23 protein-coding genes are annotated in these 23551 nt (G+C 61.1%); 9 read left to right on the forward strand and 14 right to left on the reverse strand.

Translation table 11 applies throughout. The features are described from left to right. Positions 1–11 precede the first annotated feature (11 nt). The 3 genes from ACI3K0_RS12560 to ACI3K0_RS12570 form a co-directional block, all read right to left on the reverse strand. Positions 12–962 carry a carbohydrate ABC transporter permease gene (locus tag ACI3K0_RS12560; protein WP_183823924.1) on the reverse strand — a complete coding sequence of 317 codons (951 nt, stop codon included), beginning with the start codon at positions 960–962 and terminating at the stop codon, positions 12–14. Between the two features lie 214 nt (positions 963–1176). Continuing rightward, positions 1177–2433 (reverse strand): ABC transporter substrate-binding protein, encoded by a 1257-nt coding sequence (locus tag ACI3K0_RS12565; RefSeq protein WP_404945365.1) that lies wholly within the window; start codon positions 2431–2433, stop codon positions 1177–1179. Positions 2434–2450: 17 nt separating this feature from the next. Continuing rightward, positions 2451–3374: an N-acetylmuramic acid 6-phosphate etherase gene (locus tag ACI3K0_RS12570; RefSeq protein WP_183823928.1), complete on the reverse strand. Its 924-nt coding sequence runs from the start codon at positions 3372–3374 to the stop codon at positions 2451–2453. A gap of 206 nt (positions 3375–3580) precedes the next feature. Here ACI3K0_RS12570 and ACI3K0_RS12575 point away from each other — a divergent pair, with 206 nt between their 5' ends. The 4 genes from ACI3K0_RS12575 to nagA are packed head-to-tail and all read left to right on the forward strand — an operon-like array spanning position 3581 to position 7424. Further along, entirely contained in the window at positions 3581–4468 is an 888-nt protein-coding gene (locus ACI3K0_RS12575; RefSeq protein WP_183823931.1) for an N-acetylglucosamine kinase, read from the forward strand. Next, the gene (locus ACI3K0_RS12580) at positions 4465–5229 is read left to right on the forward strand and encodes a GntR family transcriptional regulator (RefSeq protein WP_148146236.1); all 765 of its coding nucleotides are present in this window, start codon (positions 4465–4467) and stop codon (positions 5227–5229) included. The genes ACI3K0_RS12575 and ACI3K0_RS12580 overlap by 4 nt, the downstream gene beginning before the upstream one ends. An 18-nt stretch (positions 5230–5247) precedes the next feature. Next, positions 5248–6270: an SIS domain-containing protein gene (locus ACI3K0_RS12585; RefSeq protein ID WP_404945366.1), complete on the forward strand. Its 1023-nt coding sequence runs from the start codon at positions 5248–5250 to the stop codon at positions 6268–6270. Further along, complete coding sequence (gene nagA, locus ACI3K0_RS12590; RefSeq protein WP_404945367.1) at positions 6267–7424, forward strand: N-acetylglucosamine-6-phosphate deacetylase; 1158 nt, start codon at positions 6267–6269, stop codon at positions 7422–7424. The genes ACI3K0_RS12585 and nagA overlap by 4 nt, the downstream gene beginning before the upstream one ends. 85 nt (positions 7425–7509) lie before the next feature. Here the strand turns inward: nagA and ACI3K0_RS12595 are convergent, their stop codons facing one another. The 3 genes from ACI3K0_RS12595 to ACI3K0_RS12605 form a co-directional block, all read right to left on the reverse strand. After that, on the reverse strand, positions 7510–8904 hold the full coding sequence (locus tag ACI3K0_RS12595; RefSeq protein ID WP_183823939.1) for a sensor histidine kinase: 1395 nt from the start codon (positions 8902–8904) through the stop codon (positions 7510–7512). Further along, positions 8901–9578 carry a response regulator transcription factor gene (locus ACI3K0_RS12600; RefSeq protein WP_183823941.1) on the reverse strand — a complete coding sequence of 226 codons (678 nt, stop codon included), beginning with the start codon at positions 9576–9578 and terminating at the stop codon, positions 8901–8903. Before ACI3K0_RS12600 ends, ACI3K0_RS12595 begins: the two co-directional genes overlap by 4 nt. Before the next feature lie 72 nt (positions 9579–9650). Continuing rightward, positions 9651–10157 (reverse strand): DUF1993 family protein, encoded by a 507-nt coding sequence (locus ACI3K0_RS12605; protein WP_183823943.1) that lies wholly within the window; start codon positions 10155–10157, stop codon positions 9651–9653. A 156-nt stretch (positions 10158–10313) separates the two neighbouring features. Here ACI3K0_RS12605 and ACI3K0_RS12610 point away from each other — a divergent pair, with 156 nt between their 5' ends. From ACI3K0_RS12610 to ACI3K0_RS12625, 4 genes are all read left to right on the forward strand, one after another. Further along, positions 10314–11399, forward strand: coding sequence for an ABC transporter substrate-binding protein (locus ACI3K0_RS12610; RefSeq protein ID WP_148146242.1), 1086 nt, complete (start codon positions 10314–10316; stop codon positions 11397–11399). Between the two features lie 228 nt (positions 11400–11627). Further along, positions 11628–12572, forward strand: a complete 945-nt coding sequence (locus ACI3K0_RS12615; RefSeq protein ID WP_148146243.1) for a tripartite tricarboxylate transporter substrate binding protein — start codon at positions 11628–11630, stop codon at positions 12570–12572. Next, positions 12569–13063 carry a tripartite tricarboxylate transporter TctB family protein gene (locus ACI3K0_RS12620; protein ID WP_148146244.1) on the forward strand — a complete coding sequence of 165 codons (495 nt, stop codon included), beginning with the start codon at positions 12569–12571 and terminating at the stop codon, positions 13061–13063. The genes ACI3K0_RS12615 and ACI3K0_RS12620 overlap by 4 nt, the downstream gene beginning before the upstream one ends. A 21-nt stretch (positions 13064–13084) precedes the next feature. Further along, entirely contained in the window at positions 13085–14602 is a 1518-nt protein-coding gene (locus tag ACI3K0_RS12625) for a tripartite tricarboxylate transporter permease (RefSeq protein WP_148146245.1), read from the forward strand. Positions 14603–14779: 177 nt separating this feature from the next. Here the strand turns inward: ACI3K0_RS12625 and ACI3K0_RS12630 are convergent, their stop codons facing one another. The 8 genes from ACI3K0_RS12630 to ACI3K0_RS12665 form a co-directional block, all read right to left on the reverse strand. Further along, positions 14780–15712: a glutaminase gene (locus ACI3K0_RS12630; protein WP_183823945.1), complete on the reverse strand. Its 933-nt coding sequence runs from the start codon at positions 15710–15712 to the stop codon at positions 14780–14782. A gap of 62 nt (positions 15713–15774) precedes the next feature. Continuing rightward, positions 15775–16287 carry a MarR family winged helix-turn-helix transcriptional regulator gene (locus ACI3K0_RS12635; protein WP_183823948.1) on the reverse strand — a complete coding sequence of 171 codons (513 nt, stop codon included), beginning with the start codon at positions 16285–16287 and terminating at the stop codon, positions 15775–15777. Then, positions 16284–16970, reverse strand: a complete 687-nt coding sequence (locus ACI3K0_RS12640) for an ABC transporter ATP-binding protein (RefSeq protein ID WP_210303657.1) — start codon at positions 16968–16970, stop codon at positions 16284–16286. Before ACI3K0_RS12640 ends, ACI3K0_RS12635 begins: the two co-directional genes overlap by 4 nt. Further along, positions 16967–17716: an ABC transporter ATP-binding protein gene (locus tag ACI3K0_RS12645; RefSeq protein ID WP_183823952.1), complete on the reverse strand. Its 750-nt coding sequence runs from the start codon at positions 17714–17716 to the stop codon at positions 16967–16969. Before ACI3K0_RS12645 ends, ACI3K0_RS12640 begins: the two co-directional genes overlap by 4 nt. Then, positions 17709–18683: a branched-chain amino acid ABC transporter permease gene (locus ACI3K0_RS12650; protein WP_183823954.1), complete on the reverse strand. Its 975-nt coding sequence runs from the start codon at positions 18681–18683 to the stop codon at positions 17709–17711. The genes ACI3K0_RS12645 and ACI3K0_RS12650 overlap by 8 nt, the downstream gene beginning before the upstream one ends. Positions 18684–18692: 9 nt before the next feature. Continuing rightward, positions 18693–19616: a branched-chain amino acid ABC transporter permease gene (locus ACI3K0_RS12655; protein ID WP_183823957.1), complete on the reverse strand. Its 924-nt coding sequence runs from the start codon at positions 19614–19616 to the stop codon at positions 18693–18695. A gap of 9 nt (positions 19617–19625) precedes the next feature. Continuing rightward, on the reverse strand, positions 19626–20762 hold the full coding sequence (locus ACI3K0_RS12660) for an ABC transporter substrate-binding protein (protein WP_183823959.1): 1137 nt from the start codon (positions 20760–20762) through the stop codon (positions 19626–19628). A 128-nt stretch (positions 20763–20890) separates the two neighbouring features. Next, complete coding sequence (locus tag ACI3K0_RS12665) at positions 20891–22516, reverse strand: AMP-binding protein (RefSeq protein WP_404945368.1); 1626 nt, start codon at positions 22514–22516, stop codon at positions 20891–20893. Positions 22517–22723: 207 nt separating this feature from the next. Here ACI3K0_RS12665 and ACI3K0_RS12670 point away from each other — a divergent pair, with 207 nt between their 5' ends. Next, positions 22724–23548 (forward strand): alpha/beta hydrolase, encoded by an 825-nt coding sequence (locus tag ACI3K0_RS12670; protein WP_404945369.1) that lies wholly within the window; start codon positions 22724–22726, stop codon positions 23546–23548. Positions 23549–23551 lie beyond the last annotated feature (3 nt).

Raw genomic sequence — 23551 nt, forward strand, 5'->3', positions numbered from 1 at the left:
CTTTGACCTCCTCAGAACTGATAGCGACGCATGCGCCGCTGGATGACGAAGAGATAAAGCGAAACGCCGGCGAGGATGATCAGGAACATCACGGTAGCGATCGTCGCACCCATTGAGCGGTCGCCCATCTGGTTCTGGAAGCCGAAGAAGGTGCGATAGAGCAACGTGCCCAAGATATCGGTCGAGCCATCCGGCCCGGCAAGCGCGCCCTGCACCGTGTAGATCAGGTCGAAAGCATTGAAATTGCCGACGAAGGTTAGGATCGAGATGATGCCGATCGAGGGCAGGATCAGCGGCAGCTTGATTTTCCAGAACTGGCTCCAGCCGGTAATGCCGTCACATTCGGCAGCTTCCAGCACCTCGTCGGGAATGTTCAGCAGTGCCGCATAGATCAGCATCATCGGGATGCCGACATATTGCCAGACGGAAATCAGCGACACGGTGATCAGAGCGCTTTCCGGTTTGCCGAGCCAAGGGGCGAACATCCATTTCAGCCCGACCCAATCCATCATACCCGGCGCAATGCCCCAGATAGGCGAGAGGATCAGCTTCCAGATGAAGCCGACGATAACGAAGGAGAGAAGCGTGGGTACGAAAATGGCGGTGCGATAGAAGGTGGCGAAGCGCAGTTTCGACACCGAGAGCATGGCGGCAAGCGCGACGCCGATCGGGTTCTGCACCAGCATATGGATGACGAAGAAGATCAGGTTGTTGCCGAGGGCATTCCAGAAGTTGGCTGCAAGCCGTGGATCGGAAAACAGCGTGACGAAATTGGCGAGGCCGACAAACACGGTCTCGCCATCGACCAGATTATAGAGCGACAGCCGCAGCGTCTCGATCAGCGGCAATATCATGATCGCGGTATAGACAAGAAATGCCGGCGCCAGGAACACGAGAATGTGCCAGCGGGCGGGCCGCTTGATCGGAGCGATCTCAGGATCGGCAGTGTCGATGTCGCTCATAGGTCGGTTCCGATTATTCGCTGTCAAGGTCGAGGATGTGACTGCCCCTCGTCGGGCTGCCGCCACCTTCTCCCCGCTCGCGGGGAGAAGGAGATATGCCGCGCCGTCTTTCCCAATCGCAACGCAGCGTGAGCCACGTCCCCTCGCCCCGTTTACGGGGAGAGGGTTAGGGTGAGGGGCCGCCTGTGCGACAGAAAATAAGCTTCGTGGAAGCTTATTTCGCCGGCTTGTACCAGCTGTCCAGACCCTTCTGGGTCTCTGCCGCTGCCTGTTCCGGCGTCTGCGTGCCGTTGATGACGTTTGCAGACACGCGCCACATTTCCAGATCGAGGTTCGGCTGGCCGCGGCCGACGATTGCCGCACTCGGGCGGATGGTCGGCTTGCAGTTCTGCCGCCAGGAGACGAATTCCTGGGCCAGCGGATCTTCCATCTTTACCGCCGTCGAATTCAGGCTGAAGAAGCCGGGCAGCGAGTTGGCGTAAAGCGTGGCGAATTCCGGCGATGCGACCCAGGCCAGGAATTTCTTCGCGGCTTCCAGGTTCTTGCCCTTGGCATTCAGGCCGATGCCGATGTCGTTATGGTCGGAAATGTAGCAGGTATCGCCGGCCTTCTTCACCGGCGGCGGGAAGGCGCCCATTTCGAAATCGGCCTGCGCCTTGAATGGCGCGATTTCCCAGGAACCTGCCGGATAGATGGCGGCGCGGCCCAGCGTGAAGAGATTCTGGCTGTCCGGATAGGTCTGGGCTTCGAAACCGTCGCCGAGATAGGGCTTCCACTTGGCGAGCGTCTTGTAGGGCTCGACCCAGTCAGCATCGGTCAGCTTCTGGGTGCCGGCGATCAGCGCCTTGCGGCCTTCCTCGCCCTTCCAGTCGTTCGGACCGATATTGTAATAGCCCATGGTGGCGGCTTCCCACTGGTCCTTGGTGCCCATGGCCAGAGGGATGTAGTTGCCGTCCGCCTTGATCTTGTCCAGGAGTGCGAAGAACTCGTCCTCGGTCTTCGGCACTTCGGCCTTCAGCTCCTCGAACGCCTTCTTGTTGTAGATGAAGCCGTGGATGACCGATGCCATCGGCACGCAGAAGGTCGTCTTGCCGTCGTCGGTGGTCCATGCGGACTTGGCCGTGTCGGAAAAATTCTTGATGCCGTCGAGATCGTTGAGCGGCGCGAGCTGGCCCTTCTGGAACATGGCCAGCGACAGGTCGAACGGGCGGCAGGTGATGAGATCACCGGCAGTGCCTGCTTCCAGCTTGGCGTTGACGGCGGAATTGTATTCGGTCGGCGCCATCGGTGCGAAGGTCACCTTGATGCCGGGGTTCTTCGCTTCGAAGGCCGGGATCAGCTTTTCCTGCCAGATCGACAGGTCGTCGTTACGCCAGCTTTCGATGGTCAGCGATGCATCCTGCGCCAGAACCGCGCCTGCCGGAGCAAACATGGTCGTGGCGAAAAGCATGCCTTTCAGTAGACGGGTCATAATGTTCTCCCTGTTTGTTAGCGCCTTGCGGCGCATTTCACGGTATTTTCCGTCACGTTCAGTTCCGCCAGTGCTTTCCTCAACACCTGTCCGGAACAATTCAACAATTCCCTTGCAGCAACTGCATCGGCAGCCCCTGCTGCCAGCAGCACCGCGACCTTGACCGAGCCATCGGCACGAGCAAAAAAATCACGGGCTTCATCGAAGCCGATGCCGGCAATCTCGGCCACCATTCCGGCAGCCCGGATGCGCAGTTTCTCGTTATCGGCACGCAGATTGACCATATGGCCGTCATGCACATGGCCAAGCTTGATGGCTGCCAGCGTGGACAACATGTTGAAGGCCAGTTTCTGGGCGGTGCCGGCGCCCATGCGGGTCGAGCCAGCCACCACTTCCGGCGGCGTCTGAAGCAGGACGGCAACATCCGCGCCTTCAAACAGGCAAGCATCTGGATTGTTGGCGATCGCCACGACTTTTGCGCCACGGCTGCCGGCGATTTCAGCGATCTTCAGCACATAAGGGGTGGAGCCGCTTGCGGATACGGCAAGCACGCAGTCGCCTTCGGTGATGACCGATGCGTCCTTTTCAGCGAGCACCACATCGTCCTCCGGTGCGCCCGGCATGTCGCCGAGGCTCGATAGCCCGCCGGCCAAAAGCAGCACGATCTGATCACGAGGAATGCCATAGGTCCCCGGAAGCTCCAGCGCATCAGCCATGGCCATCAGTCCCGAACTGCCGGCGGCGGCATAAACGAGTTTTCCACCCGAACGAAGGGCATCAGCCAAGAGATCAGCCGCCTCAGCCAAAGCCGGGATGGCCGCATCAACCGCCCCGGCCGCGTCCTGCTGGCCGGATGCCAGAAGCGCAAGAATATCCTCAGGCGCCCGCGTATCGAGGCCTTCCGCTTTCTTGTGTCTGGCTTCGGTGGCTTTTTGGCTCATCCGTTTCTCCCTCTGATCAAAATGATGCCAAAAAAATACCAATTGTCCAGCGGGAAATTAATAATCGTTACCATCGAAGGCCGTAGCGACCTGCAGAACCGCCAAAACATTAAGGAAATCTAGCAATTATCGTCGATTTTCTCGTTCCAGCCATTTCGCTCTTGGTAAATGGTATTTTTTTGGTATCATCGACATTGGAGGTACCAATGACGGGTTACATTCTCGGGATAGATGGCGGCGGGACGAGCTGCCGGGCAGCACTGGCCGATCAGGCCGGCACCATGCTCGGCCGCGGCAAGAGCGGTGCATCCAATATCCTGACCGATCCCGATACCGCGCTCAGACATATTACCGAGGCGGCACGGTTCGCCTTCGAGGATGCGGGGCTGGCACCGGATCTCGGTTCGGCATCGGCCATTCTCGGGCTGGCCGGCAACAATGTCGGCAATGCTGTCGGTTATGTGATGACACGGCTTCCATTCAAAGCCTCTCAGATCGTTTCCGATGGCGTGATCGCGCTGCAGGGTGCCATCGGCGACGAAGATGGTGCGATCGGCATCGTGGGAACCGGAACCGTCTATATCATTCGAGATCAGGGCCAGTTCAAATCCATAGCCGGCTGGGGTTTTCAGGTCAGCGATCTCGGTAGCGGCGCAAGGCTCGGCCAGCTGGCGCTGCAGGAAACGCTGCTCGCCTTCGACAAGATCCGGCCGGTGAGCCCTCTGACTCAAGCCATCCTTGAGGAATTCGACGGCAATCCCGAACTGATCGTTGATTTCGCGCGGCTGGCCAAACCGGGTGATTTCGGCCGCTATACGCCTAAGGTGTTCGAATTTGCGGGCCAGAACGATCAGACCGCGCTGCGAATTCTGAAAACCGGCGCAAGCGGCGTCGACGAAGCGCTCGATGCAGTCAGCGCCGTTACCGGAGCGAAGGGCAAGCTCTGCCTGCTCGGCGGCCTGGCACCGCTTTATCCGCCCTATCTTTCCGAACGGCACCGGACGCACCTTTCCGAACCGCGTGCCGATGCACTGACGGGTGCCGTCGAGCTGGCAGTGAAGGCTTATGCGGACAAGGCGGAGGTGCGCGCATGAGCGATACGCTGACCGCGATCCTGCCGCTCGACGGCCTGCAATCGGCAGGGTCGGGGCCGCTTTACCTGAAACTGCGCCAGAGCTTGGAAGAGGCCATTCTTTCCGGCAAGCTCGGCCATGGCGACGCCTTGCCGGCCGAGCGCGACCTTGCCGACTATGCCAATGTCAGCCGCGTCACTGTGCGCAAGGCGGTCGACGATCTCGTCAAGGACGGCTTGCTTACGCGCAAGCACGGGTCCGGCACGTTCGTGGTCAAGCCGCTGTCGCGGGTCGAGCAGCCGCTCACCAAGCTCACCTCGTTTACCGAGGACATGGCGCGGCGCGGCCTTGTTTCCCGCTCGGAATGGCTGGAGCGCGGGCTTTTTCATCCCTCGCCGGAAGAGATGATGATGCTGGGCCTCGCCCCCGGCACGATGGTCGCCCGGATCGGCCGCCTGCGTTTCGGCAACGACATGCCGCTCGCAATCGAGCGGGCCAGCATTTCCGCCGAATTCCTGCCCGATCCGGTTTCGCTCACGGGTTCGCTTTATGCCGAACTCGAGAAAAAGAATGCGCGACCGGTGCGCGCCATCCAGCGTATTTCCGCCACCAACATGAAAAAGACCGATGCCGGGCTTCTGGAAGTGCCGATCGACGCCGCCGGCCTTTCTATCGAGCGGGTTTCCTATCTGGCATCCGGCCGGGTGGTGGAACTGACGCGCTCGCTTTATCGCGGCGACGCCTATGATTTCGTGGCCGAGCTTTCGCTCGGAGAAAACTGACAAGTCGAGGATTGCAAGATGCTGACCCATATGCGCCAGGAGATCAACGAGATACCGGAAGCGGCGACCCGACTGCTCGACCGATCGGCTGCAGACCTTGCCAAGGCGGGTCGAGCGCTCCGCGACAAGGATCCGGCATTCCTCGTGACGATCGCCCGCGGCTCTTCCGATCACGCCGCAACCTTCATCAAATACGCGATCGAACTGACGGCCGGCCGGCCAGTCGCTTCGCTCGGACCATCGCTCGCCTCGATCTACGGCGCCGACCTCAAGCTTGGCGGCGGAGCGGCAATCGCCATCTCGCAGTCCGGCAAAAGCCCGGACATCGTCGCCATGGCTGAAGCGGCGACCAAGAGCGGTGCGGTGACCGTCGCGCTCACCAACACGCTTCCTTCGCCGATCACGCAAGCATCGCTTCATGCAGTCGATATCAACGCCGGCCCCGAACTTGCGGTCGCGGCAACAAAATCCTTTGTCAATTCCATCGTTGCCGGTCTTGCCCTTCTTTCGGAATGGACGGGCGACGATGCGCTCAAGGCCGCGGTTCGCGCTTTGCCGGACCATCTGGCAAAAGCCGTTACGCTCGACTGGAGCGAATTTTCCGGTCAACTTGGTGACGCGGAATCGCTCTACATGCTCGGCCGCGGCCCGGCGCTGGCGATTGCCAGCGAAGCAGCGCTGAAATTCAAGGAAACCTCCAACATGCATGCCGAGGCCTATTCGGCAGCCGAGGTGCTGCACGGCCCGGTGGCTTTGGTGGAAGACAGGTATCCGGTGCTGGCCTTTGCCGCGCGCGATGCGGCCGAGGCTTCCATCGTCGAGATCGTCGACAGCCTTGCCGGCAAACGGGCTATGGCCTTCGCCACATCCGGCGAGGTGAAAGCCGCCAACAAGCTGCCTTTCATCGCGACCGGCCATCCGCTGACCGATGCACTGGCGCTGATCGTACCGTTCTATGGTTTCGTCGAAGCATGGTCCCGGTCCAAGGGCTTTAATCCCGATCAGCCTGCAGCTCTGAAGAAGGTCACGGAAACGCTATGACCCAGCAAAAGGCTCTCATCGGCAAGCGTGTATTCGACGGCTCGGGCTGGCATGAGGATGCTGCCGTTATTTTCGAAGGCGGAAAGATTGCGGGCATTCTTCCGGTCGATCTGCTCTCTGCGGATATGGAGACGATCGAAGGCGGCGAGATCATCGCACCCGGTTTCATCGATCTGCAGGTGAATGGCGGCGGCGGGGTGCTTCTCAATGAAGAGCCGACCGTCGAAGGCATCGCCACGATCTGCGCCGCGCATGCAAAATTCGGCACGACGGCACTTTTGCCGACGCTGATTACCGACACGTTCGAGATCACCAGCCGCACGGTCGCGGCCGGGATCGAGGCAAAGAAACAGGGTGTTGCCGGTTTTCTCGGCCTGCATCTGGAAGGCCCGCATCTTTCGCTTGCCCGCAAGGGCGCGCATGATCCGGCGCTGATCCGGCCGATGGAGGAGCAGGACCTCGAATTGATCCTCTCCTGCGGTGAGGCGCTCGACGCGCTGATGGTGACGATCGCGCCGGAAAGCGTTTCTCCCGAACAGGTCAACACGCTCGCGCGCGCCGGCATCACCGTAAGCCTCGGCCATACGGAAGCCAGCTACGACACGGCTCGCCTCTATGCCACCGCCGGAGCGCGGACCGTTACCCATCTGTTCAACGCCATGAGCCCGCTCGGCCATCGCGAGCCGGGCATGGTCGGCGCGGCACTCGATACGAGAAACCTGCATGCCGGCCTGATTGCAGACGGCATCCATGTGCATCCGGCAGCGATGGCGGCAGCCCTGCGCGCCAAGAACGGACCGGGAAAGATTTTTCTCGTGACCGACGCCATGTCGCCGATCGGCACAGACATGACATCGTTTACCCTCAACGGCCGGGAAATCCTGCGCCATGACGGCCGTCTCACGCTTGCCGACGGCACGCTTGCCGGCGCCGATATCGACATGGCTGCCTGCGTGCGGCTGGTTCACGAAACGCTCGATCTGCCGCTGGAGGAAGCGCTGCGAATGGCGTCGGCCTATCCGGCGGATGCTGTCCAGATTGCGGATAAAAAGGGATCGCTCAAGCCCGGGTTCGATGCCGATTTTGTGGTGCTGGACGCAAGCCTTCACCCGCAGCGCACATGGATCGGCGGCGTCATCGTTTATCAAGCATAGATTTGGGATTTACCCCTTACCCTAGCCCTCTCCCCCGTAAACGGGGAGAAGGTGGTGGCAGACGGATGAGGGGCTGGCGGCTTGCCTAGGCCGTCACCGAAAAAACAACGCGCACCTTCAGACCCTTGCCTCCAGCGCCATCTTCGAGGCTGAGGCTTGCACCATGCAGCCGCGCGATTTCCTCCACGATCGGAAGGCCCAACCCGGTTCCCGGTCGCCCCTGCCCGCTTACATCGCCGCGCTCGAAGCGCCTCAGCACAGTTTCGCGGCGATCAGGCGGGATGCCCGGCCCGTTATCCTCAACCTCAACACATGCTCCGCCTTGCTGGCCAGCAACACGCACCGTCACCTCAGCACCTGCACCGGCATAAAGCAGCGCGTTGGAAACCAGGTTTTTCACCAGTTCGCCAATCAGGATGGGTTCGACGATGGCCGTGACCTCTCCCTCTCCTTCGAAACCGAGATCGATACCCGCTTCGGCTGCACGCGGCACATGCTCGGCGGTGACGGTGCGGGCCAGATCCACGAGATCGACTTGGCGCATTGCGGTCGAACGGCTGGCGGCATCAATCCGCGCCATGAGGAGAAGCTGGGCCAATATACGCTCCGCATCGCCCACGGCTTCATCCGCCTTTTCCGCTGCCTGCTGAACCTCGCTCAGATCACCTGACCGCCTGGCAAGCGTCAGCTGGGTGCGGACGATCGCAAGCGGGGTGCGCAACTGATGCCCGGCATTGCCGGTGAAATGGCGAAGCGCATCGAGCGCACCCTCAAGCCGGACCATGAAGGAATTGACGGTATCGACCAGTCCCTGCACCTCGTTCGGAACCCGCTCAGTAATCGGATGCAGGTCATCGGGGCTGCGCTCCGACAGTGCTTCACTGAAGCGATAGAGCGGACGAAGCGACAGCGTGACGGCAACCCAGACGATCGCCGCCGCCCCCAGGATCATGAAGAGGATACGCAGCGCGGACCGTAACAGGATCGCATGGGTCAGCTGCTGGCGGGCAATCGTCGTCTCGGCTACCGTCACGGTAAAGGGTACCGAATTGATGCCGGTAGAGGCTGAACGCGCCAGTGCCGCAACCCGGATCGGCTCGCCGCGAAAGACTGCATCACCGAAGGCCGCCGCCTGTCCCTCGCGTCGCTGGATCGACGGCAGGTTCTGGTAACCGGTGACGAAAGTGCCAGGCGGTCCGTCGACCCGATAGAAAACACGGTCCTGCGCAGCGGATGTCAGCATTTCCAATGCGACATAGGGAATATCGACCTCCAGCGAGCCGTCTTCCGAAACGATCACCCGTTCGGCGATGGCAAGCGCCGATCCTGCCAGAACACGGTCCGAAACCTCGTTCGCGGTATCGATCGCCTCGTCCCAAGTGTCGATCATAGCGATCGCGCCGATTGCGGCCGTGGAGACCAGAAGCCAGGCAAGCAGGCGACGGCGCAGGGAATAGGCGCTTAGGGCAGCGCCCGTCATGGCGCGGCCCTCGCGGCTTCGAGATAATAGCCGATGCCGCGGGCAGTTTTCACGGTCAGCCCATGCGGCAACAGTCTTTTTCTTAGCCGGCTCACATATTGTTCGATGGCATTGGCCGACAGGTCGTCGTCGAAGCCGGTGAGCGAGGCGACGATCGCCTCCTTCGAGACGACTTTTCCCATTCTGAGGAACAGCAGTTCGAGCAGCGCGATCTCGCGGGCCGGAATGTCGAGCGGCGTGCCGCTGCATGAAAAGGTGCGAGATGTCAGATCGAAAGTGACGCCGCCATGGCTGATAACCGAGCTTCGCAGCCCTGCCTGTCGACGGAGTAGGACGCGGATGCGCGCCTCGAATTCCGGCACATCAAAAGGCTTGATCATGTAATCGTCGGCACCGAGATCGAGCCCGCGTACCCGCTCTTCCGGCAGGCCTCGCGCAGTCAGTATCATCACCGCCGCGCGGTTCTGCCGGGCGCGCATGGCGCGCAGCACATCGAGACCATCCATTTCCGGAAGGTTGAGGTCGAGAATAACGAGATCATAGGCTTGAGCTGCGGCGGCGGCCTCTGCGGAGGCGCCGTCTGCGACGAAATCAACGACATAACCGCTACTGCGAAGAATGGCCTGAAGGCCCTCGGCCAGGGCCAGATTATCCTCGACCAGCAATATACGCACGAAATCCCTCCGCTTCAGCGCCGACTATAATCGGTGAAGCGGAGAGATGTCACGATGGCGAGGCGCTGATAGTCAGGGACGACCAAGATAATCCATCTTGCCGACCGGCACGCCCTTGTGGCGCAGGATCGCGTAAGCGGTCGTGACGTGGAAATAGAAGTTCGGTAGCGCAAACCCGAGCACATAGCTCTTGCCGTTAAAAATGGTCTCGCCCGACCGGGTCTTCAGCACCACTTCGATATCCTCGCGATCCGCCATCGAGGCCGGCACGACGTCTTTCAGGAAAGCCACGGTCTTTTCGATACGCGCGTGAAGATCGGCAAACGTCACTTCGTCATCGGAAAAGGGCACGTTTTCGACGCCACCGACACGAACAGGCACGAATTTGGCGCTGTCGCTTGCACGCTGGATCTGGCCGGTCAGCGGCAACATGTCCTCGATCAGCCGGGCTTCGAGAAGCTCCTTGTGGGCGATCCCCTTCTCGTCGGCAAAGGCCTCGCCCTTCTTGAGGATTTCGGTGAGATTGGCAAAGCCGCGCAGGAAGGCCGGCACGGAGACGTCGTAGAGCGAGAGAGACATGGGGAACCTCGTTGGGGGCAGAGAAAGAATTACCGGCATCAGGTAGGCAGTCGTAGCGGCCGAACAAGGATGCTCGAACAATGCGTTGCGCCTGTGGCCGGGCGGACACGCCCGTGGCAGCTTGCCGCAGGCTTCGGCCTCAGGCATTGTCCGTACATGACGCGCCTTACATTCCTTTGTCTCTGTCTCATCGGGCTCTGTCCTGCCTTTCTGGCTGGAACGAGCGCCGCGAATGTGCTGATGTTTCCGGCTCTCTCCGGCAAACAGAATGCGGCAGTGCTGACCGTCTATTCATCGCTGGACGAGGGGCTTGCAAAGCCGATGATCGCCGGTTTCCAGGCTGCCAATCCAGATGTCGCGGTCGCCTATGAGGACATGCTGACCGGCGAAATTTACGACCGGATCGTGCGCGAGACCGATGCGGGGAAAAAGACAGCCGACTTCGCCTTTTCCTCGGCCATGGACCTGCAGGTGAAACTCGCCAATGACGGATATGCCCAGGCGAGCGACCTGCCGATGAGCGGGCGCTGGCCGCAATGGGCGAACTGGCGCAATACCGTCTATGCGCTCACCTTCGAACCGGCCGTCTTCGTTTATCACAAGCCGAGCTTTAAGAACGAGGCCCCACCCGCCAGCCGAGCCGAATTCATCGAATTCCTGCACAAACACGGCGATTCGGTCCATGGGCGGATCGGCACCTATGACATCGAACGTTCCGGCGTCGGTTTTCTGTTCATGTCGCGCGACCAGGAACAGTTCGGCGATATCTGGTCCGTGGTGCGCGCCATGGGCGCGGCGGGAGTAAAACTCTATTCGACAAGCGGCGCGATCCTCGAACGCGTGGCCGATGGCCGGTTTCTGCTCGGCTACAATATCGTCGGCTCCTATGCCGCCGACTGGGCCTCGCGTTACCCGAATGTCGGCATCGTCCTACCCAAGGATTATACTGTCGTGATGTCGCGCATCGGGCTCGTTCCGCAGGCTGCGGCCAATGCCGATCTCGGCAAGCGGTACCTGGAATTCTTCATGTCGAAAGAAGGCCAGACGATCATGGCTCGGGAGTTGCAGATCCCCGCCGTCAGCCCGGAAGTCGCCGGCAACAATACGGCGACGACGATGCGCGAAATGCTCGGCGGACAGTTGAAGCCGGTGCCTGTCAGCCTAGGTCTGATGGTCTATCTTGATCAGGTGAAGCGAGCGCGATTGATCTCGAAATGGAACGAGGAACTGCGACATCAATAGGACTTGAAAAAGCTGGCATCGTTACTTGGTTTTCTGCAAGAATGACTGTCGTCAAGCGATGTCAGGTAAATGTCAGGTTCTTGTGATCGCTTGAGCGCATGCGGCCTCCATGGAGGTGGGGCCGTCGATAACGGGAGGAGAATGGCGGGCGACATGTCGCTGCGCCCAAAACATCCTTCCGTTGCGTAAAAACACTTCGTCTCGCGGGACGACAACGGAGGACATACCTTGAAACATTTCTTGCTCGCTTCCTTCCTCGCAAGTGCAATCGCCCTTCCGGCGGTTGCCGCCGATTATTCGATCATGGCGCCGGCAGCACCGGGCGGCGGCTGGGACCAGACCGCGCGCACGATGCAGACCGTGCTGCAGCAGGAGAAGATCTCCAACCGCGTCCAGGTGATGAACGTTCCGGGCGCCGGCGGCACGATCGGCATCGCCCAGTTCGCCAGCCAGCAGAAGGGCAACCCGAATGCGCTTCTCGTCGGCGGTTACGTCATGGTCGGCGCGATCCTCACCAACAAGTCGCCCGTCACCCTGAAGGACGTCACCCCGATCGCGCGGCTGACCGGCGAATACGAAGTCATCGTCGTGCCGGCCTCGTCCGACATCAAGTCGATCGGCGATCTCGTCACCAAGCTGAAGGCTGATCCGGGTTCGGTTTCCTGGGGCGGCGGTTCGGCCGGCGGTACCGACCATATCGGCGCGGGCCTGATCGCCAAGGCTGCCGGCGTCGATCCGACCAAGATCAACTATATCGCGTTCTCCGGCGGCGGCGAAGCACTGGCCGCAATCCTGGGCAGCCAGGTGACGGCGGGCATCTCGTCCTATGGCGAGTTCGAAAGCCAGATCAAGGCCGGTTCGCTGCGCCTTCTGGCGATCTCTTCGGCTGAAAAGATCGACGGCATCGATGCGCCGACGCTGAAGGAAAGCGGTCTCGACGTCGTGCTGCAGAACTGGCGCATGGTTGCCGCTGCTCCGGGCATTACCGAAGAGCAGAAGAAGGCAATCGCCACCGATATCGAAAAGCTCGCCAAGTCGGGCAAGTGGCAGGAAAACCTGAAGACCAAGGGCTGGATGGACACCTATCTGTCGGGCGCGGCCTTCGACGAACAGCTTGCCAAGGACATCGCCTCCACCGAGACGATCCTGAAAGAAATCGGACTGGTTAAATGAGTTCTGACACACCAAAGAGCTCGAGCGAGCGCCGCCCTGATTGGGCGGCGCTTGTCATCGCAGCCGTTCTCGCCATCGTTGCCGGCGTCATCTTCGTCGACGTATCGCGCCTGACAGCCACGACCGGCTATTCGCCGATCGGCCCGGCTTCGGTTCCTTACTGGATCGGCTTCGGCTTGATCGGCCTTGCCATCTGGACCGTATTTGCAGCCTTCCGTCACGATTTTCCCGAGCGCGAGCGTCAGGAAATCAGCCCGGTCCTTTGGGTTGTCGGTGGCCTTCTCGCCCAGATGATCCTGATCCGCCTTGCCGGCTTCTCCATCGCAACCGGCCTGCTGTTCGGCCTTGCCGCCCGCGGTTTCGGTGCGCGCAAGCTGCATATCAGCATTCCGGTCGGTATCGCCATCTGTCTTGCCATCTGGTGGCTGTTTGCGGGCGTATTACAGCTCTCGCTTCCCGCCGGCCCGCTTGAAAACCTGCTCCTCCAGTAACCGGAGCCGGAGAGACATCCCATGAGCACATTCGAATTCCTCCTCCAGGGCCTGGCATCCGCCGCAGAGCCGATGAACCTGCTTTATGCGCTGATCGGCGTCACACTCGGCACCATGGTCGGCGTCCTGCCGGGCATCGGGCCTGCGACCACCGTGGCGCTGCTTCTGCCGGTCACCTACCAGCTCGACGCCACCGGCTCGCTGATCATGTTTGCCGGCATCTATTACGGCGGCATGTATGGCGGCTCGACGACGTCGATCTTGTTGAACACGCCCGGCGAAAGCGCCTCGATCGTCACCGCGCTCGAGGGTAACAAGATGGCCCGCGCGGGCCGCGGCGGACCGGCGCTGGCGACAGCCGCGATCGGCTCCTTCGTTGCCGGCCTGATCGCGACGCTGGCGCTCGCCTTCATCGCGCCTTACATCGTCAAGCTGGCGCTGGTCTTCGGCCCTCGCGAATATTTCGCGCTGATGGTGCTCGCCTTCGTTACCGTGTCTTCCGCTTTCGGCAATTCGACGCTACGCGGCCTTACCTCGCTGTTCATCGGCCTGGCGCTCTCGCTCGTCGGCATCGATCAGCTGACCGGCCAGAACCGCCTTTCCTTCGGCGTGCCGGACCTGCTCGACGGGATCGAAGTCACGACCATGGCGGTTGCGATGTTCGCGATCGGCGAAACCTTGTTCATCGCAGCCCAGGGCGCGCAGGCGCCCGACAAGGTGGAAGCGATCAAGGGTTCCGTGTGGATGACGGCATCGGACTGGGCGCGTTCGTGGAAAGCCTGGCTGCGCGGCACCGTGATCGGCTTCCCGATCGGCGCAATGCCGGCCGGCGGCGCTGAGATCGGCACGTTTCTTTCCTACGCGACGGAAAAGAAGCTCTCCAAGCATCCGGAAGAATTCGGCAATGGCGCGATCGAAGGCGTTGCCGGACCGGAAGCTGCAAACAACGCGTCTGCCGCCGGTACGCTCGTGCCGCTTCTGACACTCGGCCTGCCGACGTCTGCGACCGCTGCAATCATGCTCGCCGGCTTCCAGCAATACGGCCTGCAGCCCGGTCCGCTTCTTTTCGCGACCAATCCGCAGCTCGTCTGGGGCCTGATCGCTTCGCTTTTGATCGCCAACCTGATGCTTCTGGTTCTGAACCTGCCGCTGGTTGGGATGTGGGTGAAGCTGCTGACCATCCCGAAGCCCTGGCTTTATGCGGGCATTCTGGTGTTTGCGACGCTCGGCACTATTGGCGCCAACCCATCGGTGTTCGAACTCGGCATGCTGCTTCTCTTCGGCCTGATCGCTTACGTCATGCGCGTCTTCGATTATCCGATCGCACCCGTCATCGTCGGCCTGATCCTCGGGCCGCTGGCGGAACAGCAGCTGCGCCGTGCGCTGTCGATCAGCCAGGGTGATTTCACCGTGCTGTTCACCTCGCCGATCGCCGCCGTGCTGCTGCTTCTCGCGGCGACAGCGCTGATCCTGCCGCTGGTCCTGCGCATGCGTGGTCGTGGCGACGTGCTGACCCAGATGGCAGCCAGCGAAGACTGAACAAGTCCTCCCAGGACGAAAAAGCCCGGCACGTCGAGAAGAGGTGCCGGGCTTTTTTATGTATGCCGTTCAGGATGCCGTCATCCTCGGGCTTGTCCCGAGGATCTGCAGACCTATCAGTTTTGGAAGCGTGGTTAGATCCTCGGCACAAGGCCGAGGATGACGGCGTCCGGTGTATCAGTGCCCGAACACCGACCAGCCGGTCCGATCCGCCAGCATTTCCAGCGCCAGAGACCCGACCAGCGAATTACCGTTGTGATTGAGCCCCGGCGACCAGACGGCGATCGAGGCGCGGCCCGGCGCGACCGCCATGATGCCGCCGCCGACGCCGCTTTTTCCCGGCAGGCCGACGCGATAGGCGAATTCGCCCGACCCGTCATAATGGCCGCAGGTCAGCATCAGCGCATTGATGCGCCGCGCCCGCTGGCTCGAAACGACCGTGTGGCCGGTCGTCGGATTGCAGCCGTTAGCAGCCAGAAACAGGCCGGCGCGCGCAAGCTGGGTGCAGGTCATGGCGATGGCGCAATGGTGGAAATAGACGCCGAGCACGTGTTCGACCGGATGGGTGAGCTTGCCGAAGGAGCGCATGAAATTGGCGAGCGCGAAATTGCGGTAACCGGTCGCCTCTTCGGATTTCGCCACCGCGGGATCGATCGCGATCTCCTCGTCATCCGCCAGATAACGGACGAAACGCAGGATCTCGCCGATCGCCTCGCGCGGCGTATGGCCGGCGAGCACGAGATCGCTCACCGCAATCGCGCCAGCATTGATGAAAGGATTGCGCGGCTTTCCCTCCTCATGCTCCAGCTGGACGATGGAGTTGAAGGCCGATCCCGATGGTTCGCGGCCGACGCGGTTCCACGTCGTTTCGCCATGCTTGCCGAGCGCCAGCGTCAGCGTGAAGACCTTTGAGACGCTTTGGATCGAGAAGGCCTCGTCGCAATCCCCTGCGCTGTGAACCTTGCCGTCGACGGTGACGACCGCGATGCCGAATTTCTTCGGGTCGACATGGGCAAGTTGGGGAATGTAGTCGGCCACCTTGCCTTCGCCGAGCCGCTTCTGCAGCTTTGAATGAATGTCTTCAACGATCGCCTGCAGGTCGTCTTTCATTGCGGCTCCGGGAACAATGCTTTTGAAACACCTAGAGTGTTTTCGGGGCCGATGAAAAGCCCCTATTCGTCGGCGCTGCCGGAAAGGTGATTGCTGGCGGATGCCTTGACCGCACCGATCTCGCTCCAGAGCGAAGCGACCATGTCCGGCTCGACATCTGCCATGATGTCTTTCAGCCAGCGTTCATGCGCTGCGGCCATGCCGGTGAAAAACTCGATACCCGATGGCGTCAGCCGTGCCACCGTCACACGGCGGTCGGCATGGGGCGTGACGCGCTCCACATACCCATCCGCCTCCAGCCGCTCCACCAGTCCGGTGACATTGCCGTTGGTCACCATGGTGCGCTTCGACAGCTCGCCGAGACGCAGGCCTTCACGCTCGCGATAGAGCTGCGCCAGAAGGTCGAACTGCGGCAGCGTCGCGCCAAATTCGGCGCGCAGGCGGCGACGGATCTCGTTGGTGATCAGCTTGGTGGTCGAGAGCATGCGCAGCCACAGCCGCGTCTCCGGCTTGTTGTTGCCGTGGGCGTCGTGAACGATAAGCTCGAGATCCGCGCTTGCCGCTTCCATTGTCATACTCCGAGATAGCGATCCTGGATATCGGCCGACACTTCGCCGCTTGATCCCTGCCAGACGCTTCGCCCGTTTTCGAGGATGACGCAACGGTCCGCAACCGGCAAAAGCTCCGAAAGCGTCTTGTCCACCACGAGAATGGACAGGCCTTCCGCCTTCAACTGCCGGATCGCCCGCCAGATATCCTGCCGGATGACCGGAGCCAGCCCCTCCGTCGCCTCGTCGAGAATGAGCAGGCGCGGATTGGTCATCAGCGCACGGCCGATCGCCAGCATCTGCTGTTCGCCGCCGGAAAGCGATTTCGACATCTGCGCATGTCGCTCTTCCAGCCGCGGGAAAAGCGCATTGACCTTTGCGAGTGTCCACTCGCCCGGCCTTGCCGCGGCCACGAGATTTTCATGGACAGAAAGATTGGGAAAGCAGCGCCGTCCTTCCGGCACCAGACCGACGCCAAGCCGCGCCACCTTATAGGGCGCCATCCGCTCGGTGCTCTTGCCACCGAAGAATATCCGGCCGGTCTTCGGCGGCATCAGATTGCAGATCGACTTGATCGTCGTCGACTTGCCCATGCCGTTGCGGCCCATCAGCGCCACGACCTCGCCTTCGTCGATACGGAATTCGACGCCGAAAAGTGCCTGGCTTGCGCCGTAATAGGTGGTGATATCCTGTACATCCAGAAGCATCAGGCGTGATCCCCCAGATAGGCGGTGCGCACCGTCGGGTTACTGCGGATTTCATCCACCGTGCCGGTCGCGATGACCTTGCCGTAAACGAGCACCGAAATCCGGTCGGCCAAAGCAAAGACCGCATCCATATCGTGTTCGACCAGCAATATCGGCGCTTCCTTGCGCAATTCGTCGAGGAAGCCCGTCAGCCTTTTCGAACCTTCCGGCCCCATGCCGGCCATCGGCTCGTCGAGCAGAAAGGCCTTGGATTGCAGTGCAAGCGCCATGGCAATTTCCAGCTGGCGGCGCTCGCCGTGGGAAAGTTCGGCTGCCGGCAGGCGCGCGCGGTCGGCCAGCCCTACCCGTTCGAGGATCGCCATTGCCGGGTCGACCAATGAACTATCCCGCATCACCGGCCTGAAGAAACCGAAGCTGGAACCCTGCTTGGCCTGCACGGCCAGCATGACATTCCTGAGCGCGGAAAATTCCGGTGCCAGCGACGAGACCTGAAAGGTCCGGCCGAGGCCTTTTTGCGCCCGTTCGGCTGTGTTCAGCGCGCCGATATCCTCACCGGCAAACCGGATCGTGCCACTATCCGGCCTCACCGTACCGCAGATCTGGTGGATCAGCGTCGACTTGCCGGCCCCGTTCGGGCCGATCAGCGCGTGGATTTCGCCCGGTCGAAGATCGATCGAAACACCGTCTGTGGCGCGCAAGGCACCGAATGCCTTGACGAGATTGTCTATCTGCAGAACCGGCTCAACCATGTTTCGCCTTTCCGGCCAGAAGACCAAGCAGGCCGCCTCGCGCAAACAGCACGACACCGAGGAGGATGAGGCCAAGGAAGAACTGCCAGCGTTCCGTCAGTCCACCAAGCGCAAATTCGAAGGCGACATAAAGCGCTGCCCCCGCCAACGGCCCGAACAGCCGCCCGGTGCCGCCGAGAATAATCAGTACGATCAGTTCGCCCGACATGTGCCAAGAGAGCATGGACGGGCTGACGAAGCGGTTGAGATCGGCATAAAGCGCGCCGGCAAGCGCGGTCACCATCGCCGAGATGACGAAACCCGTCAGCCGGATACGATAGGGGTGGATGCCCACGGTCGCGACGCGCGTTTCGTTCTGCCGTGCCGCCTGCAGCGCTGCGCCGAAACGCGAGGCACGGATCAGGGCGAACAGTGCGATGCCGGCGAGCAGCACGACATAACAGACGAGGAAGAAGCTCAGCGGCTTCATCGTATTGACGCCGGGAAACTGGTTGCGCACCAGGATCGACAACCCGTCCTCGCCACCATAGGCCGGCCAGGAAATGGCGAAATAATAGACCATCTGGGCAAAGGCGAGCGTGATCATGATGAAGTAGACGCCCGAAGTCCGCAGGCTGATCGCCCCGATCGCCAGTGCCACAAGGCCCGCAGCGATCGCTGCAACGATCCAGATGATCGGCATCTGCACCGTGCCCGACAGACCAAACATCATCGGCTCGTAGGAGAGCGCGTGGCTGGACAGGATACCCGCCGCATAACCGCCGATGCCGAAGAAGGCGGCGTGTCCGAAGGAGACGAGGCCACCGAGACCGAGCGCAAGGTTGAGACCGAGCGCTGCCAGCGCCAGAATGGCGATGCGGGTGGCGAGCGTCACGTAAAAAGGCTGGCCGAATGCATTGGCCGCGAGCGGAGCGACCAGCAGCAGAAGGGCAAGCACAAGATTGACGGTATTTTCGCGTGTCAGCATGTCTTGGCCTCACGCATGGGCCGGCGGGAAAAGCCCGCGCGGTTTGACGGCCAGAATGACGGCCATGACGACATAGATCAGCATCGAGGCCATCGCCCCGCCGATCATGCCGGCTTGAGAAGGGTCGACGAACAGCGCCAGAAACTGCGGCAGAAGAAAACGCCCGAGCGTATCCGTCACGCCGACCAGCAGCGCGCCATAAAGCGCGCCCTTGATCGAGCCGATGCCACCGATGACGATGACGACGAAGGCGAGGATCAGCACCGGCTCACCCATGCCGACCTGCACCGATTGCAGCGCGCCGACGAGTGCTCCGGCGAGGCCTGCGAGTGCCGACCCGAGCGAGAAAACCAGCGTGTAGAGCGTGCGGATGTCGACGCCGAGCGCGCCGATCATCTCGCGGTCGCTTTCGCCGGCGCGAATGCGCATGCCGAGACGGGTTTTTCCGATCAGCAAGTAAAGGCCGAGCGCGATCAGCGCACCGACGGCAATGATCGCCAGACGGTAAACCGGATAACTCGCGTCTCCCGGCAGGCTGACGATACCCTGCAGCAGTGGGGGGATGTCGAGATAGAGCGGGAAATCGCCGAACAGCCAGCGGGTGCCTTCGGAAAAGATCAGGATCAGCGCGAAGGTCGCCAGAACCTGATCGAGATGATCGCGGTCATAAAGCCTGCGGATGACGGCGAGTTCTACGACAGCACCGGCCGCGGCGGCACAGGCGAGGCTGGCGATCAGGCCGAGCCAGAACGATCCCGTCCAGGCAGCGACAGCGGCGCAGGCGAAAGCGCCGACCATGTAGAGAGAACCGTGAGCAAGGTTGATGAGGCCCATGACGCCGAAGATCAGCGTCAGCCCGGCGGCCATGAGAAACAACATGACGCCGAGCTGGATGCCGTTCAGCAACTGCTCGAGAGCAAGTGCGATGGTCACATCTAGGCCTTAGATCTTGCAGTCTTTGGCATAGGCATCACCGTGATCGGTGAAGATCTTTTCGACCGTCTTGTTGGTCAGAACGCCGTCCTTCTTCACCACTTCCGTCAGGTAGATGTCCTGGATCGGATGCTGGTTGGTGTTGAACTTGAAGTTTCCGCGTGGCGACTGGATGTCGGCCTTCAGGAGTTCGTTACGGAATGCATCGGCATCCTTGACGCTGGCCTTTCCGGCGGCCGACAGGATCAGCTGTGCCGCATCATAGGCCTGCACGGCGTAGATGGACGGAAGGCGGTTATATTCCTTCTGGAAATCGGCAACGAACTTCTTGCTGACGTCGGTGTCGAAGTCAGGCGCCCACTGGCCGGATGCCTTGGCGCCGAGCGCCGCGTCACCGATCGCCGGAAGAACGTCCTGGCTGAAGGAGAAGCCCGGGCCCATGACCGGGATCTTTACACCCGACTGGGCGAACTGCTTCATGAAGGAAATGCCCATGCCGCCGGGCAGGAAGACGAAGATGCCATCGGCACCGGATGCGCGCATCTGGGCGATTTCGGCTGCATAATCCGTCTGGCCGACCTTGGTATAGACTTCGCCGGCCAGCTCGCCCTTGTAATAACGCTTGAAGCCGGTGAGACTATCCTTGCCGGCCGGATAGTTCGGGGCGAGGATGAACATCTTCTTGTAGGTCTTGGCGGCGTATTCGCCCATTGCCTCATGAAGATTGTCGTTCTGGTAGGCGGCGTTGAAATAGAGCTTGTTGCAGCCCTGGCCGGCGAGTGCCGCAGGTGCTGCATTGGTGGACACGTAGAATTTCCCCTGCGCGACCGCGCCCGGCACGACCGCCATCAGAAGGTTCGACCAGACGATGCCGGTCAGCACGTCGACCTGATCGCTCTGGATCATCTTGTCGGCGATCTGTACCGCAAGTTCCGGCTTCTGCGCGTCGTCCTCGGTAACGACGGTGATGTCCTTGTTGCCGGATTGTTTGATCGCCAGCATGAAGCCGTCACGGGTATCGACACCGAGGCCTGCACCGCCGCCCGAAAGCGTGGTGATCATGCCGATCTTGAGCGGCTCGGCCATTGCCAGACCCGATGCACCGAGGCTGAGCGCCATCGTGGCGGCTGCCAGCATTTTCTTCATTGCGGTACTCCCCTTTTTTGTCGTTCCCCTGTCGCCCGGCGAGTTCACCGTGGCGGAACCGTTACCTTCCACATTCACACAGAAACTTCCACCGTCGAAAAGGACGATTTCGCCGGTGGGAGCGTAATTTACGCCGAAAGAGCCTGCTTCAGACGGAAGCGCTGGATCTTGCCGGATTCGGTCTTCGGAAGCGTGTCGGTGAAGATGACCGAGCGCGGATATTTGTAAGGCGCGATCACCGCCTTCACATGTTCCTGCAGAAGCTTCGCCATGGCGTCGCACGGGTCGGAACCTGCTACGAGCACCACATGCGCCTCGACGATCATGCCGCGATCCTCGTCCGGTACACCGATCACCGCGCATTCCTGCACCGCCTCGTGCTTCAGAAGCGCCGCCTCCACTTCCGGGCCGGCAATGTTGTAGCCGCCTGAGACGATCATGTCGTCGGAGCGGGCGGCGAAGTGGAAATAGCCGTCCGCATCCTCTACGAACGTGTCGCCGGTGACATTCCAGCCGCCGCGGACGAAGTTCTTCTGCCGTTCGTCGGCAAGATAACGGCAGCCGATCGGGCCGCGAACGACGAGATGGCCGGGCGTGCCGCGCGGCACCTCGTTCAGATCCTCATCCACCACCATTGCCTGATAACCCATCAGCGGCTTGCCGGTGCTGGATGCCCTGAAATCGTTCAGCCGGTTGGAGATGAAGATATGCAGCATCTCGGTGCCGCCGATGCCATCGAGGATCGGCGTGCCGGTCTTTCGCATCCATTCGTCGAAAACCGGTCCCGGCAGCGTCTCTCCAGCCGATACCGCAATCCTGAGCGAAGACAAATCCGCACCGCCATCCATGGCGGAAAGCATGGCGCGATAGGCGGTCGGCGCGGTGAAACAGATGGTCGCCTTATGCGTCTCGATGATCTCGATCAGTTTTGGCGGCGATGCGTTTTCGAGAAGCGCAGCACTCGCGCCGAAACGCAGCGGGAAGACGGCCAGGCCGCCAAGCCCGAAGGTGAAGGCAAGCGGCGGCGAACCGACGAAGACGTCGTCCGGTCGAACGTTCAAGACTTCACGCGCATAGGCATCGGCGATGATCAGGATATCGCGATGGAAATGCATCGTCGCCTTGGGCACACCGGTCGAACCGGAGGTGAAGCCGAGCAGCGCCACATCGTCGCGACCGGTTTTCACCGCCTCGAACTTCACCTGCTTGTTGAGGGCAGCGCGGTCCAGTTCGGCATCGTGATTGGCGGTGCCGTCGAAACCGATGACCTGGTTCAAGAAATCGCTTTCCTTGGCGGCGGCGACCAGCTCGTCCATCAACCGCGTGTCGCACAGCGCCAGCGTCACCTGCGCCTTGTCGATGATCTTGGCGAGTTCACCGGCACGCAGCATCGGCATCGTGTTGACGACGACGGCACCGGCCTTGGTGGCAGCCAGCCAGCAGGCGACCATGGCCGGATTGTTGGCCGAGCGGATCAAAATGCGGTTACCCGGCTTTACCCCGTAATCCTCGGTCAGCGCTCGCGCAATGCGGTTCGTCCAGTCGGTCAGTTCCTTGTAGGTGCGCTGCCGGCCGTTGCCGATCAGCGCCGTGTGGTCGCCGAAACCGCGCTCGACCATACGGTCGGTCAGCTCGACGCCGGCATTCATCCATTCGGGGTATTGGAAGCCATCGAGCCTTATTTCCGGCCATTCTTCGATGGGCGGAAGGTTATCGCGGGCATAGGTATCCTGATGGCCTGACGGTCCCAGCATAATCACGTTCCCATTATTCTTATCGATGTGGCTTTTTGCCTTTTGTCCAGAATTGCACCGAGTTCCGGGACTGGCAAGAGAGAAATTTTAAGTTTGTAATATTTTTCGGAAGCACCTGTTTTCGCGTCATTCTTTCCGATGAAAGGGCTGGTCAGAGGCCACCGATGCGGTATGTCTTGAGAGAAAGAAGCAGGTCAGGAGAGCCGCATGCGCCACAAGATCATCGACTGGGACGACGCCTATGCCAACGGCATCAACATTCCGCAGGGCGATCGCTGGCCGGATGCATGGGCGGAACCGGCGAAGACTTATCGCGAGCGCATGAGGGAAACCGGACAGTCGAAGCTCAACCTGAGCTACGGCGACAAGCCGCGAAACCGCTTCGACCTGTTCCTGCCGGCCGGTGATCCGATCGGCCTCGTCGTTTTTGTCCATGGCGGCTTCTGGATCAGGCTCGACAACAGCTATTTCTCGCATCTGGCCCATGGCGCGGTGGAAACCGGCTATGCCGTAACGATGCCGAGCTACACGCTGGCGCCGGAAAACCGGATTTCAGGCATCACGCAGGAAATCGGCAAAGCCATCGAAGCTGCAGCGGAAATCGTCTCCGGCCCGATCCGGCTCACCGGGCATTCCGCGGGCGGGCATCTCGTCACCCGCATGGTCAGCGCCACGTCTCCCCTGCCGGAAGAGATTCGCAAGCGGATCGTCAATGTCGTATCGATCTCGGGCGTCCATGACCTGCGGCCGCTCATCATGACGCAGATGAACAAAATGCAGCAGATCGATATTGAAGAAGCCTATCTCGAAAGTCCTGCGCTGCTCGAACCGCTCAATCGCACCCGCGTCACCTGTTGGGTGGGCGCCGCGGAGCGTTCGGAATTCCTGCGCCAGAACGCACTTCTCGCCAATATCTGGAAAGGGCTCGGAGCCGAGACGGATTGCGTCGAGGAATCGGATCGCCACCACTTCAACATTCTCGACGGACTTGCCGATCCGCATCACCCGCTGACGGAAGCGCTGCTGACGTGAGGA

It is taken from the genome of Rhizobium sp. ZW T2_16 (genome assembly GCF_044987325.1).
Taxonomy (GTDB): domain Bacteria; phylum Pseudomonadota; class Alphaproteobacteria; order Rhizobiales; family Rhizobiaceae; genus Neorhizobium; species Neorhizobium cellulosilyticum.